The sequence below is a fragment of the Mesorhizobium sp. M0664 genome (genome assembly GCF_040320565.1).
Classification (GTDB): Bacteria; Pseudomonadota; Alphaproteobacteria; order Rhizobiales; family Rhizobiaceae; genus Mesorhizobium.
Window position 1 is genome coordinate 14615 of record NZ_JAMYPW010000018.1, and the last position, 15965, is coordinate 30579.

Consider the following 15965-nt stretch of genomic DNA (forward strand, 5'->3'; position numbering starts at 1 on the left):
CGAACTCGCCAGAAGCTCCGGGCCATGCCGGCCCGGAGCCCAGCCCTGCAGCCCGGGTGCGTTCAAACGGACGCGCGCGGGAATGCTGCAGCAATTTTCAACCACGCCTGATAGTCCGAAAACCGAGTGGTTTTTCGGGGTCGGCGCCAACCGGATCCTGAGATGAACCCCCGCACGCGCCAAACCCTCGAGTTCATCCTCGACAATCTTGTCTGGTTCATGCTGGTCTTCGTGCTGGTGGTCTTTTCCATCCTTATCCCGAACTACTTCCAACTCGGTATCTTCGCCAACATCATCGAGGCGTCGAGCGTGCTCGGCGTAATGTCGATCGGCCTGGCGCTGGTCATCATCGCCGGCCATATGGACCTGTCGGTCGAATCGGTCGCGGCGCTCAGCGCCATGGCGGTCGGCATCCTGTTCTGCTCGTCGGGCATCGGCCTTGGCATCCAGTTGCAGCCGCAATGGCTGATGGTTCCGGTTTCGCTGCTCATCGCGCTTGCCGTCGGCGGCCTCATCGGCGCCTTCAACGGCGTCCTCGTGGTCAAGGTGAAGATGAGCGCCTTCATCATCACGCTGGCGTCCTACATCTGGGTGCGCGGCCTGGTGCTGGTTATTTCCGGTGGCCGCTCGGCACAGGACCTGGCGCCGGCAATCCGCTGGTTCGCCATCCAGCGCCTGGGTGGTCTGCCGCTGACTGCCTGGATCGCCATTGCGTGCTTCGTGGTGTTCTCGCTGATCATGGCCAAGACGCCCTTCGGCCGGCACCTGGTCATGATCGGCGGCAACGAGACGGCGACCTTTCGCGCCGGCATCCGCGTCAACCGCAACCTGGTCATAGCCTTCGTTCTCGCCGGCGCCATCGCCGGCCTTGCCGGTTGGCTGCTGGCGATCCGTACCTCCGGCGCGACAGCTAATCTCGGGGTCGGCCTGTTGTTCAATGCCTTCGCCGCGGTCGTCATCGGCGGCGTCAGTCTGAAGGGCGGCGTCGGCACCTTGCCCGGCGTCTATGCCGGCGTGCTGCTGCTCTCGGCCATCAACACGGCGATCAATTTGATGGGCCTGCCGGCCAACTTCACCCAGGTGATCCATGGCGTGCTGGTGCTTGCCGCCGTGCTGCTCGATGCGTTCAAGCAGACGATACGCCAGAGGCTGGCATGACCGGCCGTCTGGAAGACAAAGTCGCGCTGATCGTTGGAAGTGCGCGCGGGATCGGCAAGGGCATCGCACGACGCTTTGCCGAAGAGGGCGCGACGCTTGTCCTGGCCGATACCGAGGCTGAGGTCGGGCAAGCGACTGCGGACGAGCTCGGTGCCGCCTTCATACGCACCGACATCTCGCAGATGGCCGATGCCGAGGCCGCTGTTGCACTGGCGCTCGACCGTCACGGCCGGCTCGACATCATGGTCCAGAACGCCGGCATCTATCCCTGGCAATTGCTGGAAAACACCAGTCCCGACGATTGGGACCGGGTCATGGCGGTAAACTTGCGCGGCAGCTTCATCGCTGCTCGCGCCGCACTGGTGCCGATGAAGGCACAGCATTTTGGCCGCATGCTGTTCACCTCCTCGATCACCGGCCCGCATGTCACCAGCCCCGGCCACGGCCATTATTCAGCGACCAAGGCCGGCATCAATGGGCTGATCCGTTCGGCTGCGCTCGAATTCTCGGGCTACGGCATTACAGTCAACGGCGTCGAGCCCGGCAACATCCTGACCGAAGGCATAGAGCAGCATCGCGGTGCGGCCTTCATCAAGAACATGGAAGACGCCATCCCGCTCGGCCGTCTCGGCAGCCCGCGCGATGTGGCCAATGCCTTCCTGTTCCTAGCCTCTGACGATGCCAGCTACATCACGGGCACGACCATCATCGTCGACGGCGGGCAGCTTTTGCCCGAGGGCAAGGATTTCCGGCTGCTGCCGCCATGATCCTCGATTTCGGCGGCGGTTTCTTCCTGCGCCGGGCGACCACCGCCGATCGTGCAGCGCTTGCGATGATCTGTCTCAAGACCGGCGATGCCGGCAAGGACGCCAGCGGCCGCGAGGACGACCCGGAACTGCTCGGCCTCCTCTACACCATTCCCTACCAGGTGCTCGAACCCGAGCTGGCCTTCATTATCGATAGTCCCGCAGGTGCGGCCGGCTACCTGCTTGGCGCGGCCGATACGGGCGCTTTCAATGCCAGCCTGGCATCAGACTGGTATCCCGACCTTCAGCGGCGCGTGGCAGACCCCGGACCCGACAGCTCGCGCTGGCGCGGCAGCGACTGGGCGCGGCATCGGGTCCATCGTCCCGATTTCGCTGTTCCGCCTGCGCTGACCGCCTATCCGTCGCATGGCCATATCGACCTGTTGCCGCAAGCGCGCGGGAAAGGCATCGGCCGGCGCGCGATGGCCTTCCTCGAGCAGGGGCTTGCCGCGAGCGGCTCGACCGGCATCCACCTCGAAGTCATGCCGGAGAACGATGGTGCGCTAAGGTTCTACAAGGCGATTGGATTTGAGGTGGTGCAGGACGCTGATTCATCGAAGCGTTGTGTTTATGTGGCGAAACGGATTGCTCACGCTCCGGCGATTGCAGGCTGATCTGCGACAGGCCAATCGCCCAAGTTGCAAAGAACCGGGAGGCCTATGGACGTACAATGCTGCCGTTCTGCAGCAGCCAGTTGCCCCGCGTGAACACCTTTGCCGCGGGAACGAAACCTTCGTCGCGTGCTCCACCGCAGACACGAAAGTCACCAGCATCAACACGGTGCGGGGCTAATCCGAGTGTTGGCGGAGCGTCTACTAGTGCAGTATGGGCGGCAGGGGAACATCCGCGACCGTTCCCCCGGCCACAATCGAGAGCACATAAAGCAGATAAATGGCTAATACCAACAGGGCGAGGAATGAACCGCTGGCAAAGACTCCTGCAACCGCGGCGTCGGGATAAGCTTCGACTTGTTCTTTCTTGAAGGTGTCTTCTTCGTTACGGGTTGTCTTCACAATCCGTTCGCCTGGAAGCCGGTTTTTTTCAGCTTCCTTCGATATCTTATCCGCGAGATCTCCTGCGATCACGGGATCGTCCGGAAGATGACTCGCAAGCCATCCAGGAATATTTTCGCTCCCGCCCATGCCCATACGCAATTGAGATACTGCAAGTTGTAGCTTTCGGCAATCGTTTCCCTCATGAGAGGCAAGCAGATCAGACTTAAGTCCCTGCGGAAAGACAGTTTGAATCAGACCAAAGTCCGAGTAGCACAGTGGTCGGATGCGTCTCACCTGGCGATCAGCTTGAGCGGTGTAGCCCAAACTGAACACATCGAGGAAAATGGTGGGCGATGACGGGCTCGAACCGCCGACATCTTCGGTGTAAACGAAGCGCTCTACCAACTGAGCTAATCGCCCGCTCCGGGCCGGACCTTTAAGCAGTTAGGACCGGCTTCGCAAGGCCAAATGAGCGGCCAGTGGCTTGGCCGGGAGCCGGTTTCGGCAACAAAGTTCGGCTTGTCAAAAAACCTTCTGCTGTTTGCTGTTATGCTGTCCGGGTCCGCTTGACACCCGGTGGCTTACCCCTTATCCACCGCCCCAACGACGAACACGGCTGACACGTGTTCGTCCATGCGCGGGTGTAGCTCAGTTGGTTAGAGTGCCGGCCTGTCACGCCGGAGGTCGCGGGTTCGAGCCCCGTCACTCGCGCCATTTCTCCTTTGGGGTCACGTCCCCTGGTGTCGGAGAAATGTCGACGTTGATTTGTCAAAAACCGTCGTCGTTCATGATGTAATCCATACGGTCTCACCCCTCGGCGAGCAGCGCCTCGACCTCCTGCAGCGTCGGCATGGACGGGGCGGTGCCTGGGCGCGTCACCGAGATGCCGGCGACGGCGCAGGCGAAGCGCACCGCTTCCAGAGGTTCGATCCCCCTCGACAGCGCGGCAGCCAGGCCGCCGTTGAAGGCGTCGCCCGCGCCTGTGGTCTCGACCACCGGGCCGGCGGCGACCGCTGCGACATGCTCGGAACGATCGGCCGTGTGCAGCAGCGCACCGTTTTCGCCAAGCGTCACGATGACTGCCCCAACGCCCTTCTCAAGCAGGCTGTCGGCGGCACGGCGGGCGTCGTCGATCGAGGACACCTTGATGCCGGTCAGTTCCTCGGCCTCGGTTTCGTTCGGCGTGACATAGTCGCAAAGCGTGTAGATGCGGTCCGGAAGCCTGGCCGCGGGCGCCGGGTTGAGGATGGTGGTCACCCCTGCCCCGCGCGCGATCTCCAGCGCCCGCAGCGCCGCCTCGATCGGCTGTTCGAGCTGGGTGACGAAAACGCCGGCCGCGCGGATCAGGCCGGCATTTGCCTCGATATCGGCGGGCGAGATCAGCATCGCCGCACCCGGACTGACGATGATCGCGTTGTTGCCGCTCGTCTCCTCGACGAAGATATAGGCGGCACCGGTGTAGCTTTCCGGTGTGTCGATGACGGCGCTCTTCACGCCGGCGTGCGACCAGGTCTGTCTCGCCATATCGGCAAAGGGGTCGACGCCGAGGCGGGTAAGAAAGGTGACGTCGGCGCCGAGCCGGCCGGCCGCCACCGCCTGGTTCGAGCCCTTGCCGCCGGGGCCGAGCGTGAAGGACGTGCCCAGGATCGTCTCGCCCATGCGCGGCTGGCGGGCGGCGCGGTAGGCCGTATCGGCGACGAAGACGCCCAATATGACAACCGGCTTCATGACGATCGGATTCGCCGGCATCCCGCTACTCCGCATCCGGTGGCACGACGCCCTTGCGGAACGCAAAACAGCCATAGAAGCGGCGCTCGCCGGTCTGGATGACGCAATAGGCCTTCTTGGCGCGTTCGTAGAAGGCGTAGCGCTCGACCGAGATCATCGGCCAGGCCTTGCCCTCGGCGGCATCGATCTCTTTTTGCACTTCCTTCTGCACGGCGGGAATGTCGTCCGGCTTGCCGACGATCTCCATGCGCGCGGCGGCATCGTCGACGAAGGTGTCCAGCGGATAGAGCGACAGTACCGCCTTGACCACGTCGGCCGCCGACGCATCGATGCGCAGTAGCCGGCCAAGCACGGTCTGGCGCGCCACCGAATCGGACGGGAAATTGGTGTCGGCGATAATCAGATCGTCACCGTGGCCCATCGCCCGCAGCGCCTGCAGCACATCGGCATTGAGCAGCGGATTGATTCCTTTGAGCATGGTATTCCTCGCGAAGTTTGCTGGGGCGAAATCAGAGACGCTTGCCGGTCTCTGCGTCGAAGAGATGCACCTGGTCGAGCCGCGGTTTCAGGTGCAGTGTGTCGCCCGGCTTGAAGTCGTGGCGCTCACGGAACAGCGCCACCATCTCGCCCTCGCCGAAGCGCAGGAACACCAAAGTCTCGGAACCGGTCGGCTCGACCACCGAAATCTTCGCCGGAACACCATCGGGATGGATTTCGAGGTGCTCGGGCCGCACGCCGTAGACGACATTACGGCCATCCTCGACGGCACTGGTCGCCGCAATCGGGAACGGCGTCCCGGCGATCTCGACGACGGGCTTGTCGCCCTTGCGCACGACGCCCTTGAGCAGGTTCATCGAGGGCGAGCCGATGAAGCCGGCGACAAACAGGTTGGCTGGCCGGTCGAATAATTCCAGCGGCGCGCCGACCTGTTCGATGCGACCGTCGCGCATCACCACGATCTTGTCGGCCATGGTCATGGCCTCGATCTGGTCGTGGGTGACGTAGATGGTGGTGGTCTTCAGCCGCTGGTGCAGTTCCTTGATCTCGGTGCGCATCTGGACACGCAGCTTGGCGTCGAGATTGGAGAGCGGCTCGTCGAAGAGGAACACCTGCGGGTTGCGCACGATGGCGCGGCCCATGGCGACGCGCTGGCGCTGGCCGCCAGAGAGCTGGCGCGGATAGCGCTTGAGGTAGGGATTGAGGTCGAGGATGTCGGCGGCGCGCTTGACCCGCTCAGTGACCACCGCCGGGTCGGTTTTGCGCAGCTTGAGAGCAAAGGCCATGTTCTGCTCGACCGTCTTGTGCGGATAGAGCGCGTAGTTCTGGAACACCATGGCGATGTCGCGCTTGGCCGGCGGCAAATGGTTGACGATGCGCTCGCCGATGGCGATGGTGCCGCCGGAGACCGTTTCCAGCCCGGCCACCATCCTCAGCAGCGTGGACTTGCCGCAACCGGAAGGCCCGACCAGCACCACGAACTGTCCGTCGGCGATGTCGACGCTGACATCGTGCAGAACCTTGACGGTTCCGAACGCCTTGGCCACATTGCGGATCGCGACTTGAGCCATCATTCCCCCTTCAGTTGCCGTGAAGCTAAACAACGCAAACGGCTAGGGCAAGTCAGTCTCTTATAGATAAAAAACCCATTCACGTTGACACCGCACTTCGTTGTGCGAATAGTGACAGTGCCCGGCTTATGACCCTGTTCCGGGCGCACCGGTACGCTTGTCCGGCACTGAATGCCAAGCGTCGCGGGAGGGAGAATTCGGGCCGCTATTTACCGGAGTCGCTGTCGTTGGGGAACATAATCGGCGCTCCACCATCTGAACCAATTCACAATTGACCTTCTGGGAGGAACGAAATGAAAGTCAGCCTTTATAACCAACTTGTCCGCGCCGGGGCCACCCGCCGCGACGTGCTGAAGGGAGCGGCCAGCATGGCCGCCCTCGCGGCGGCCTCAAGCGCCGGACTTGGTGCGCTGACGCGCACGGCTGCGGCCGCCGACGACCTGCGCGCGCAGATCCTGCAGATTCCGGGTGTCGGCAAGGGTCAGCCGACCGATGCCGATTTCCAGCAGGTCGGCGAGCTTTGCCTGGGAGCCACCAAGGCCAATGTCAAGGAAGGCGAATTCGCCGGCGTCGAACTCACCTTCATGGGCCTCAACAACCAGAACCTGCACAATGTGCTGTTTCGCGGCTTCCTGAAGCCGTGGGAGACCTATACCGGCGCCAAGATCAACTGGATCGACCTGGCGCAGGCTGACTACAACGCCCGCCTGCAGCAGTCGATCGCGACCGGCACCGTCGATTTCGACATCATCGAAATGGGGGCACCGTTCGAAGGCGACGTCTGCGGCAAGGGTCTCACCTCCGAGATGCCGGACTGGGTCAAGGACCAGATCGACATGAAGGATGTCGTGGCCTATCTGCAGCCGCCGGTGGGCACATGGGACGGCAAGCAATATCGCGTGACCGTTGACGGCGACGCACATAATTTCAACTACCGCACCGACGTGTTTGCCGATGCCGACCTCGCCAAGGCCTGGAAGGACGGCGGCGGAGAAGGCGAATGGGGCGTGCCGAAGACCTGGCAGCAGGTGCAGGCGGTGACGAAATTCCTCAAGGGCAAGCAGGTGAAGGGCCAGGATGTCTTTGGCTACCTCGATGCGCCCAAGCCCTGGGGCGGTTTCGGCTTCTATTTCCTCGGCAGCCGCGCCAGCGCCTACGCCAAGCATCCCGATGACAAGGCCTGGCTGTTCGATGCCGACACGATGAAGCCGCGCGTCAACAATCCGGCATGGGTGCGGGCGATCCAGGACGTCATCGATGCCCTGCCCTCCGAACCTGCCGACCAGATCAACGCCGACCCGAACACCACCGCCTTCCAGCAATTCTTGGCAGGCACCGGTTCGATGGTTACCTGGTGGGGCGACGTCGGTTCGAACGTCAAGACCAACGATTCCTCGGTCGTCGGCGACATCACCGGCTTCTCGATCCTGCCGGGCTCGGACGATGTCTACAACTCCAAGACCGGCCAGTGGGACAAGCTCGCCAGCGGCCCGAACCATGCGCCGAACTGCGCCTATCTCGGCTGGGGCGTTTACGTCATGGCCCGCGTCGACAGCGACGAAAAGAAGAAGAAGGCGGCATGGTCTGCCGCTGCCCATCTCGGCGGCAAGGACCTGTCGCTCTGGTGCGCGGCCTATCCGTCGGGTTTCCAGCCCTATCGCAACTCGCATTTCAACATTCCGGAATGGGTGGCGGCGGGCTACGACGAGGCGTTCATCACCTCGTATCTGAAGTCGGAAGCCGACAGCTACAACCATCCCAACGCGGCGATCGAGCCGCGCATCCCCGGCATATTCCAGTACTACAGCGCCGCCGAGGACATTTTGGCCAACACCTTTGCCGGCAAGATGAAGGCGCAGGAAGGCGCCGACGCCATCGCAGCCGCCTGGGAGAAGCTGACCGACCAGATCGGCCGCGACAAACAGGTCAAGCTCTACAAGGCCTCGCTCGGCATGTAGGCTGAGATCGTGAAACCTGGTCCGGCGGCGCACAGCCGCCGGACATCCGCTTGACCGGCCCGGCCTCGATCGGCTCGGCCGGTCATCGAGCCTCCTGTGAACAGGCAAGACGCGTGGCTGACCGGACCCTGGCTGACCAGACTTTGTCGACAAGTGAATGGCCGGCAGGCGCCGTGCCATCCGACCTGATTCCGCGGAGCCGCAAACGGCTTGGCTGGGCGCTGATGGCTGCTGCGACGCTCGGCCTTCTGGCGGTGATCGCGCTGCAAATCCTCTACAAGAGCGAGGTCGACACTATCGGCTTCGACACCTGGCGGCCGGTGGTCTATGCCTACGTGCTGTGGGGTGTCGCGCTCGGCATCGGCCAGGTGCTGACGCGCGGCGAGGACGGCCAGCGCGCGCTGTTCCTGCTGCCGGCGCTGCTGTTTACCATTGCCATGGTGATCTTCCCGACGCTATTCGGCTTCTACATCGCGCTGACCGACTGGAACCTCAGTTCCTTCAGCGGACGGCAGTTCAACGGGCTCGACAATTTCTGGCAGATGCTGAACGACGCCTATTATCGCAACGCGCTGTTCAACATGGTGCTCTACGTGCTGGCGGTGTTCGTCGAATATGTCATCGCCTTCGGCCTGGCGCTGCTGCTCAACGCGCAGATTAGGGCACGAAAATTCTTCCGCGTCGTGTTTCTCATGCCGCTGATGCTGTCGCCGGTGGCGGTGTCGTGGATGATCGGCAAGTCGCTGATGGAATACCGCTTCGGGCCCGCCGCGACGCTGGCGCGCCACCTCGGCTGGGAAAACCCGGCCTTCTTCTCCAACCCGATCACCGCCCGCATCTCGATCATGGTGCTCGACGCGTGGACGTTCATCCCGTTCATGATGATCATGCTGCTCGCCGGCCTGCAGGCGATGTCGCGCGAGGTGCTCGAGGCAGCGCGTGTCGATGGCGCCACTGCCTGGCAGACTTTCTGGCAGGTCACCTTCCCGCTGATGCTGCCGGTGTCGGTGACAGCGGTCATCCTGCGCATCATCTTCAAGCTGAAGCTCGCCGATATCATCATCACCGTCACCTCCGGCGGGCCGGGCGGCGCGACCGATTCGGTGTCCAGTTTCATCTACCGCGAATATCGCGACCGTTCGAACGTCGGCTACGGCACGATGCTGGCGATGGCCTATTTGATCATCATCATCGTGTTCGTGACCTGGCTGCTGAAGTTCGCCAGCCGCTTCGTGCGCAACGTCAACTGATCGGGCCGGCAAGATGAGCGTTCAGACCACCGACTATGCCGCTTCCGAAATCCGCTCGCCGGCGAGCTTCCTCGCTAACCGCGTCTTCATCTATGGCGCGCTCATCTTCTGGGCTTTCATCTGCCTGTTCCCGATCTATTGGACGATAACCACTTCGTTCAAGACCGCGGTCGACGTCACCCAGGGCCATCTGATCCCGTTCGTCGACTTCCGGCCCGACTGGAAAGGCTGGCGTTCGCTCGGCCTGTCGCCGGACTCGATCTTTCGGACGTCGACGGTCCGCGACGAATTCATCAAGCGTTTCATGAATTCGGTCATCACTTCGGTCGGTGCGTCGACCCTCGCCATCGTCATCGGCAGCCTCGCCGCCTACGGGCTGACCCGCTATCGTTACAAGTTTGCCTGGTTCAGGAACGAGGATATTTCCTTCTTCTTCCTGTCTCAGCTGATCCTGCCGCCGGTGGTTTTGGCCTTGCCCTTCCTCGTGCTTTACCGGGAGGTCGGCCTGCTCGACACACGCGTCGGGCTGATCCTGCTCTATACGCTGATGGTGCTGCCGATCGTCATCTGGATCATGCGAGACCAGTTCAACTCCATCCCGGTGGAGCTGGAGGAGGCAGCACTCGTCGACGGCCTGTCGATCTGGGGCGCCTTCTTGCGCATCGTCATGCCGATCGCGCTGCCGGGCATGGTCGCCGCCTTCATCCTGGCGATGGTGCTGTGCTGGAACGAGTATTTCTTCGCAGCGCTTTTGACCTCGACCGACGCAAAGACCATTCCTGTCATGGTGGCCAGCCAGACCGGCTCACAAGGCATCAACTGGTGGTCGATGGCAGCGCTTGCCACCGCCGCCATCACGCCGCTCGCCGTCATCGGCATCGCGCTCGAGCGTTACCTGATCATGGGCATGACAGCGGGCGCGGTGAAATAACTGCGCCGGCTCTCCCTTCTCCCCTTGTTGCGGGAGAAGGGAAAAGCGCGCTAACCCGAAAGTGTTGCTCGCAAATGCTCGAGGATCATGGCAACCCCTTTTTGCCCCAATTCCGCCGAAGCTTCGGGCGCACTTGCCGTGTACCAGCCGGTGTTGTCGGCGAAGCGGCCGGCATCCACCGCCTCCGGGCACAGCGCCAGCATCAGCGACGTCTCGCCGATGCCGGCATGGTCGAACGGGTACTGGCTGTGCAGTGAGGCCGGCATCAGCGGATGCACCTGCACCCAGTTGAAGAAATTGCTGCCCTCGGCGTGTTCGGCATAATAGTCAGCCATCGCCGCAGAGCCCCACCAGCCTTCGCCACGTTCTTTCTCCAGGAAGCGGAAGATCGCCTGCCGGCCGGCGGCCTTGAAGGCGAGATCGGTTGGCATGCCGGCGGCAAAATTTTCGGTCTGGTGGTGAATGATGGCGTGGATGTTGCGGAAGCCGATGCGCAGCAGGCTATAGAACAGTTCTTCCGCGAATGGCGCCAGCACATTGCCGCCGACCTGCAGCGAACCACTGCCCTCCGGTGCTGCAACGGCATAGCTCGCCGCGCCGTAATAGAAGGGCGGCAGAATGACGATTTCGGCTTCTTTTTCGAACAGTTCCAGGCTCTTGACCACCGCCAGCGTGTCCATGCCGACGGCCATGTGCTCGCCGTGATATTCAAGCACACCCAGCGGCAACACGACCGGCCGGTTTTCGGCGATCACCTTGCGTATCTGATGCGGCAGCATCAATTCGTAGCGCATGACACCTACTCCATATTGGTGTGGCGGGCGCGCATCGCTTCCGCCGAGACGCCGGTCAGGTCCCTGAGCTTCAGCACCATCACTTCGAAGAGGACGAACAGCACGCCTTCGAAAACCGAGCCCATCGGCAGGACGGATGTCTTTTCGGGACCCTGGTCGTCGGCCATGGTCTGAGCAGGGATAAGCAATGTGAAGTCGGCCAGCTTTGCGGCAGTGCTGTCGGCTTGCGCGGTGAGCAGCAGGACTGTGGCACCGGCCTCGCGCGCGACCTGCATCAAGGTCAGCACCGTCGACGTCTCACCGGGGCCGGAACTGGCGAGGAAGACATCGCCCTCGCCCAGCGGCGGCGTGGTCATGTCGCCGACGACCGACACCGGCAGACCGAGATGATAGAGCCGCATGGCAAAACCCTTGACCTGCAGCGCCTCGCGGCCGCAGCCATAGGTGACGATCTTTTTCGCACCGGCCAAGATGGCGCAAGCGGCGTCGATGCGGCTTGCGTCGATACGCTCCAGCACGGTGCCAAGCTCGTTCAGCGCAATCCCAAACAGGTTTTCGCCGGCGTCTGTCATGACATTTGCACCAGCCTGCCGGTGCCGGAGAACCATTTGAATATCTTAGTCACCTTTGCCCCGAACAGCTTGTTTTCATTCATGCTATCACCGCGAAAATCGGTGTCCAACGACACGCAGTGCTTTTGATGCGCTACAGCCGTGATAGTGTCACGGCAAATCGTGAATGAGGAAACGACGACATATGAAGACACGGCATTTCGACCGCATCGGCAATGGCGGCATCACCTTCACCGAGCTCGGCTTCGGCACCGCACCGCTCGGCAATCTTTACCGCGCCGTCCCCGACGAGGATGCCAATGCTACGCTGGAGGCGGCATGGCGGGTCGGCTGCCGCTACTTCGACACCGCGCCGCTTTATGGGCTAGGCCTAGCCGAAACGCGGCTCAATCCGTTCCTGCGTTCGAAGAAGCGCGACGACTACGTGCTGTCCAGCAAAGTCGGGCGCATAATGCGCGCCTGCCCGCCGGAACAGCGCACCGGCATCGGCAAATTCTTCGACACCCCATCGCGCCGAGAGGTCTACGATTACAGCTATGACGGCGTCATGCGCTCCTTCGAGGCCTCGCTGGAACGGCTCGGCGTCGACCGCATCAACATCCTCTTCGTGCACGATGTCGACATCTTCACCCATGGCAGCAAGGAAGCCTCGGACCAGCGCATCCAGGAATTCATGAGCTCCGGCTACTACGGATTGCTGGCATTGCGCGACCAGGGCGTGATCAAGGCATTCGGCGGCGGCATCAACGAGTGGCAGGTTGCCCAGACGCTGGCCGAGCGCGGCGATTTCGATCTGTTCCTGCTTGCCGGGCGTTACACGCTGCTGGAGCAGGAAGCGCTGCAGTCTTTCCTGCCGCTATGCCAGCAACGCGGCATCGGCATCGTTCTCGGCGGGCCTTACAATTCCGGCATCCTGGCAACCGGGCCGAAGCCCGGCGCCTACTACAATTATTCGGAGGCGCCGCAGGACATCATCGACCGCGTCACCCGCATCGAGGCCGTCTGCAGACGCCACGGCGTGCGCCTGATCGAGGCGGCGCTGCAGTTCCCGCTGCTGCATCCTTCCGTCGTCTCGGTAATCCCCGGCGGCCAGCGGCCGGGCGAAGTCGAAAGCAATCGCTCCCTGCTCGACGCAAAGCTGCCATCGGCGCTGTGGACCGATCTCAAGAAAGAAGGCTTGATGCGCACGGACGCGCCGACGGCATAGCGCCGCCTTTTCCAACAGAAAAGAAAAACCGGATATGCCGGCTTTTCTTTTCTCTGAAAGACTTAAGGAGGCGCCTAGTTGACCGCGTCCTTGAGGCCCTTGCCGGCCGAGAACTTCGGCACGGTGCGCGCCGGGATCTTCACTTCCGCACCGGTCTGCGGATTGCGGCCGGTCGACGCGGCGCGTTTTGACACGGTGAAATTTCCGAAGCCGACAAGCCGGACATCGCCGCCCTTTTTCAGTTCGCCGGTGATGACGGAAAACACCGCATCAACCGCCGACTGCGCGTCACCCTTCGAAATACTCGCGGCATCGGCGACAGCGGACACCAGTTCGTTCTTGTTCATAAAAATTCCCTTCCATGAGAAAACCGGAACACTCGACTCATCCGGCAGGAAACGGACTTTAGAAAGAAGCGCTCCGGCAACCAAGTCGAAAAGCGCCGGGAAAGTCGAAAAAAGCCCGGAAATCCGCGGTTCTTCACATGAAAAAGCCGGGCTCAAGGCCCGGCTCTCTCTTTGTGCATTGCAACTTTAGCAAGCACTAATGCGCCAGCGATTTACCAGCCTCGTCTCCGACATCGACCACGGCCGGCGCATTGACGGGTTCGACCCACTGGATCGGTTCCGGCATGCGCACCAGCGCATGGCGCAACACTTCGCCAACCCGTGAGACCGGAATGATCTCCATGCCGCTCTTCACGTTCTCCGGAATCTCCGCCAGATCCTTGGCGTTCTCTTCCGGAATCAGCACCTTCTTGATGCCGCCGCGGAGTGCGGCAAGCAGCTTTTCCTTAAGGCCGCCGATCGGCAGCACCCTGCCGCGCAGCGTGATCTCGCCAGTCATCGCCACATCGGCCCTGACCGGGATACCGGTCAGCACCGAGACGATCGCCGTCGCCATCGCCACGCCAGCCGACGGTCCGTCCTTCGGGGTTGCACCCTCCGGCACGTGGACGTGGATATCGCGCTTGTCGAACAGTGGCGGCTCGACGCCGAAATCGATGGCCCGCGAGCGGACATAGGACGCCGCCGCCGAAATCGATTCCTTCATCACGTCGCGCAGATTGCCGGTCACGGTCATGCGGCCCTTGCCGGGCATCATGACACCTTCCACCGTCAACAGCTCGCCGCCGACTTCCGTCCAGGCGAGCCCGGTGACCACGCCGACCTGATCGTCGCTCTCGACCTGGCCGAAGCGGAAGCGCGGAACACCAAGGTAATCGGCAAGATTGTCCGCCGTGATGTTGATCGTCTTCTTCTTCGTCTTCAGGATCTCGGTCACCGCCTTGCGCCCGAGCTTCATCAGCTCGCGCTCCAGGCTTCTGACGCCCGCTTCACGGGTGTAGGTCTGGATGATGCCGCGGATCGCGTCCTCGCCGACGGAGAACTCCTTCGGTTGCAACGCGTGGTCGCGGATCACCTTGGGCATCAGGTGACGCTTGGCGATCTCGATCTTCTCGTCCTCGGTGTAGCCGGCGATGCGGATGATCTCCATGCGGTCCATCAAGGGCGCAGGGATGTTCAGCGTGTTCGCCGTCGTCACGAACATCACGCTCGACAGGTCGTATTCGACCTCGAGGTAATGGTCCATGAACGTCGAGTTCTGCTCGGGATCGAGCACCTCGAGCAAAGCCGATGACGGATCGCCGCGGAAATCCTGGCCCATCTTGTCGATCTCGTCGAGCAGGAAGAGCGGGTTGGATTTCTTCGCCTTCTTCATCGACTGGATGACCTTGCCGGGCATCGAGCCGATGTAGGTGCGGCGGTGACCACGGATCTCGGCCTCGTCGCGCACGCCGCCCAGCGCCATGCGGATGAACTCACGGCCGGTCGCCTTGGCGATCGACTTGCCGAGCGAGGTCTTGCCCACGCCGGGAGGTCCGACGAGGCACAGGATCGGCCCCTTCAGCTTCTTCTGGCGGCTCTGCACAGCGAGATATTCGACGATGCGGTCCTTGACCTTGTCGAGGCCGAAATGATCGGTATCGAGCACATTCTGGGCAAAGGCCAGGTCCTGCTTGACCTTGGAGTTCCTGCCCCACGGGATCGACAGCAGCCAGTCGAGATAGTTGCGCACGACGGTCGATTCAGCCGACATCGGCGACATCGTCCGCAGCTTCTTCAGCTCGGCTTCCGCCTTTTCGCGGGCCTCCTTGGAGAGCTTGGTCTTCTTGATCCGCGCCTCGATCTCGGCGGCCTCGTCGCGGCCGTCCTCGCCCTCGCCGAGCTCCTTCTGGATCGCCTTCATCTGCTCGTTGAGGTAGTATTCGCGCTGCGTCTTCTCCATCTGGCGCTTGACGCGCGAGCGGATGCGCTTCTCCACCTGGAGCACCGAGATTTCGGCTTCCATGAAGCCCATCGCCTTTTCCAGCCGTTCCTTCACGGACAGCGTGGCGAGCATCTCCTGCTTCTCGGGGATCTTGATGGCAAGGTGCGAAGCGACCGTGTCGGCGAGCTTGGAATAGTCGTCGATCTGGCTGGCAGCACCCACCACTTCGGGCGAGATCTTCTTGTTCAGCTTGACGTAGTTCTCGAAGTCGGTGACCACGGAACGCGCCAGCGCCTCGACCTCGACCTCTTCCTCATCCGGTTCGACCAGCGCCGCAGCACGGGCTTCATGGAAATCGGGACGGTCGGTGAACGCGACGATTTTCGCGCGCGAGGCACCTTCGACCAGCACCTTCACGGTGCCGTCCGGCAGTTTCAGCAATTGCAGCACATTGGCGAGCGTGCCGATGTCAAAGATGGCATCGGGCTCCGGATCGTCGTCGGCGGCATTCATCTGGGTCGCGAGCAGGATCTGCTTTTCCTGACCCATCACTTCTTCCAGCGCCTTGATCGACTTTTCACGCCCGACGAAGAGCGGAACGATCATGTGCGGGAACACCACGATGTCGCGCAGTGGGAGGACTGCGAAGACGCCGTCGCTGGGAGCCTTGGATAATTTGGCCATTGTCCAACCTTTCATGTCGCGGCCGCCAATCGGCCAACCGCGA

General features: G+C 62.2%; 15 protein-coding genes and 2 tRNA genes. 8 read left to right on the forward strand and 9 right to left on the reverse strand.

The features are described from left to right. Nucleotides 1-162: 162 nt before the first annotated feature. The 3 genes from NKI39_RS17625 to NKI39_RS17635 are packed head-to-tail and all read left to right on the forward strand — an operon-like array spanning nucleotide 163 to nucleotide 2578. Complete coding sequence (locus tag NKI39_RS17625; protein ID WP_352833269.1) at nucleotides 163-1158, forward strand: ABC transporter permease; 996 nt, start codon at nucleotides 163-165, stop codon at nucleotides 1156-1158. After that, nucleotides 1155-1925 carry an SDR family oxidoreductase gene (locus tag NKI39_RS17630; protein ID WP_352766855.1) on the forward strand — a complete coding sequence of 257 codons (771 nt, stop codon included), beginning with the start codon at nucleotides 1155-1157 and terminating at the stop codon, nucleotides 1923-1925. Before NKI39_RS17625 ends, NKI39_RS17630 begins: the two co-directional genes overlap by 4 nt. After that, nucleotides 1922-2578: a GNAT family N-acetyltransferase gene (locus NKI39_RS17635; RefSeq protein WP_352769713.1), complete on the forward strand. Its 657-nt coding sequence runs from the start codon at nucleotides 1922-1924 to the stop codon at nucleotides 2576-2578. The genes NKI39_RS17630 and NKI39_RS17635 overlap by 4 nt, the downstream gene beginning before the upstream one ends. A 201-nt stretch (nucleotides 2579-2779) precedes the next feature. On the opposite strand, the gene NKI39_RS17640 is transcribed toward NKI39_RS17635, so the two are convergent. Both NKI39_RS17640 and NKI39_RS17645 read right to left on the reverse strand, forming a co-directional pair. After that, the gene (locus NKI39_RS17640; protein ID WP_352769716.1) at nucleotides 2780-3283 is read right to left on the reverse strand and encodes a hypothetical protein; all 504 of its coding nucleotides are present in this window, start codon (nucleotides 3281-3283) and stop codon (nucleotides 2780-2782) included. Nucleotides 3284-3303: 20 nt separating this feature from the next. Further along, nucleotides 3304-3379 (reverse strand) — tRNA-Val (locus tag NKI39_RS17645). A gap of 217 nt (nucleotides 3380-3596) precedes the next feature. Between NKI39_RS17645 and NKI39_RS17650 the strand changes: the two genes are divergently transcribed. Next, nucleotides 3597-3673: transfer RNA gene (locus NKI39_RS17650), tRNA-Asp, on the forward strand. A 93-nt stretch (nucleotides 3674-3766) separates the two neighbouring features. Here the strand turns inward: NKI39_RS17650 and rbsK are convergent. Genes rbsK through NKI39_RS17665 form a run of 3 tightly spaced genes read right to left on the reverse strand, consistent with a single transcriptional unit; the run spans nucleotide 3767 to nucleotide 6255 of the window. Then, nucleotides 3767-4708, reverse strand: a complete 942-nt coding sequence (rbsK, locus tag NKI39_RS17655; protein WP_352833274.1) for a ribokinase — start codon at nucleotides 4706-4708, stop codon at nucleotides 3767-3769. A gap of 4 nt (nucleotides 4709-4712) precedes the next feature. Then, nucleotides 4713-5165, reverse strand: a complete 453-nt coding sequence (locus NKI39_RS17660) for an RbsD/FucU family protein (protein ID WP_352471958.1) — start codon at nucleotides 5163-5165, stop codon at nucleotides 4713-4715. 31 nt (nucleotides 5166-5196) lie between these two features. Then, entirely contained in the window at nucleotides 5197-6255 is a 1059-nt protein-coding gene (locus tag NKI39_RS17665) for an ABC transporter ATP-binding protein (RefSeq protein WP_352449436.1), read from the reverse strand. A 293-nt stretch (nucleotides 6256-6548) separates the two neighbouring features. On the opposite strand from NKI39_RS17665, the gene NKI39_RS17670 reads away from it, so the two are divergent. From NKI39_RS17670 to NKI39_RS17680, 3 genes are all read left to right on the forward strand, one after another. Continuing rightward, entirely contained in the window at nucleotides 6549-8213 is a 1665-nt protein-coding gene (locus tag NKI39_RS17670; protein ID WP_023674663.1) for an ABC transporter substrate-binding protein, read from the forward strand. A 128-nt stretch (nucleotides 8214-8341) separates the two neighbouring features. Continuing rightward, entirely contained in the window at nucleotides 8342-9463 is a 1122-nt protein-coding gene (locus NKI39_RS17675) for a carbohydrate ABC transporter permease (RefSeq protein WP_352456633.1), read from the forward strand. A gap of 13 nt (nucleotides 9464-9476) precedes the next feature. Next, entirely contained in the window at nucleotides 9477-10394 is a 918-nt protein-coding gene (locus NKI39_RS17680; RefSeq protein ID WP_352833277.1) for a carbohydrate ABC transporter permease, read from the forward strand. Between the two features lie 50 nt (nucleotides 10395-10444). Here the strand turns inward: NKI39_RS17680 and NKI39_RS17685 are convergent, their stop codons facing one another. Both NKI39_RS17685 and hxlB read right to left on the reverse strand, forming a co-directional pair. Next, on the reverse strand, nucleotides 10445-11188 hold the full coding sequence (locus NKI39_RS17685; RefSeq protein ID WP_352833280.1) for a creatininase family protein: 744 nt from the start codon (nucleotides 11186-11188) through the stop codon (nucleotides 10445-10447). Nucleotides 11189-11193: 5 nt separating this feature from the next. Continuing rightward, complete coding sequence (gene hxlB / locus NKI39_RS17690) at nucleotides 11194-11760, reverse strand: 6-phospho-3-hexuloisomerase (protein WP_352833283.1); 567 nt, start codon at nucleotides 11758-11760, stop codon at nucleotides 11194-11196. A 184-nt stretch (nucleotides 11761-11944) separates the two neighbouring features. On the opposite strand from hxlB, the gene NKI39_RS17695 reads away from it, so the two are divergent. Next, nucleotides 11945-12967, forward strand: coding sequence for an aldo/keto reductase (locus NKI39_RS17695; RefSeq protein WP_352833286.1), 1023 nt, complete (start codon nucleotides 11945-11947; stop codon nucleotides 12965-12967). A gap of 74 nt (nucleotides 12968-13041) precedes the next feature. On the opposite strand, the gene NKI39_RS17700 is transcribed toward NKI39_RS17695, so the two are convergent. Both NKI39_RS17700 and lon read right to left on the reverse strand, forming a co-directional pair. Next, nucleotides 13042-13314: an HU family DNA-binding protein gene (locus NKI39_RS17700; protein WP_006201846.1), complete on the reverse strand. Its 273-nt coding sequence runs from the start codon at nucleotides 13312-13314 to the stop codon at nucleotides 13042-13044. A gap of 196 nt (nucleotides 13315-13510) precedes the next feature. Then, nucleotides 13511-15922, reverse strand: a complete 2412-nt coding sequence (gene lon / locus NKI39_RS17705) for an endopeptidase La (protein ID WP_352491903.1) — start codon at nucleotides 15920-15922, stop codon at nucleotides 13511-13513. Nucleotides 15923-15965 lie beyond the last annotated feature (43 nt).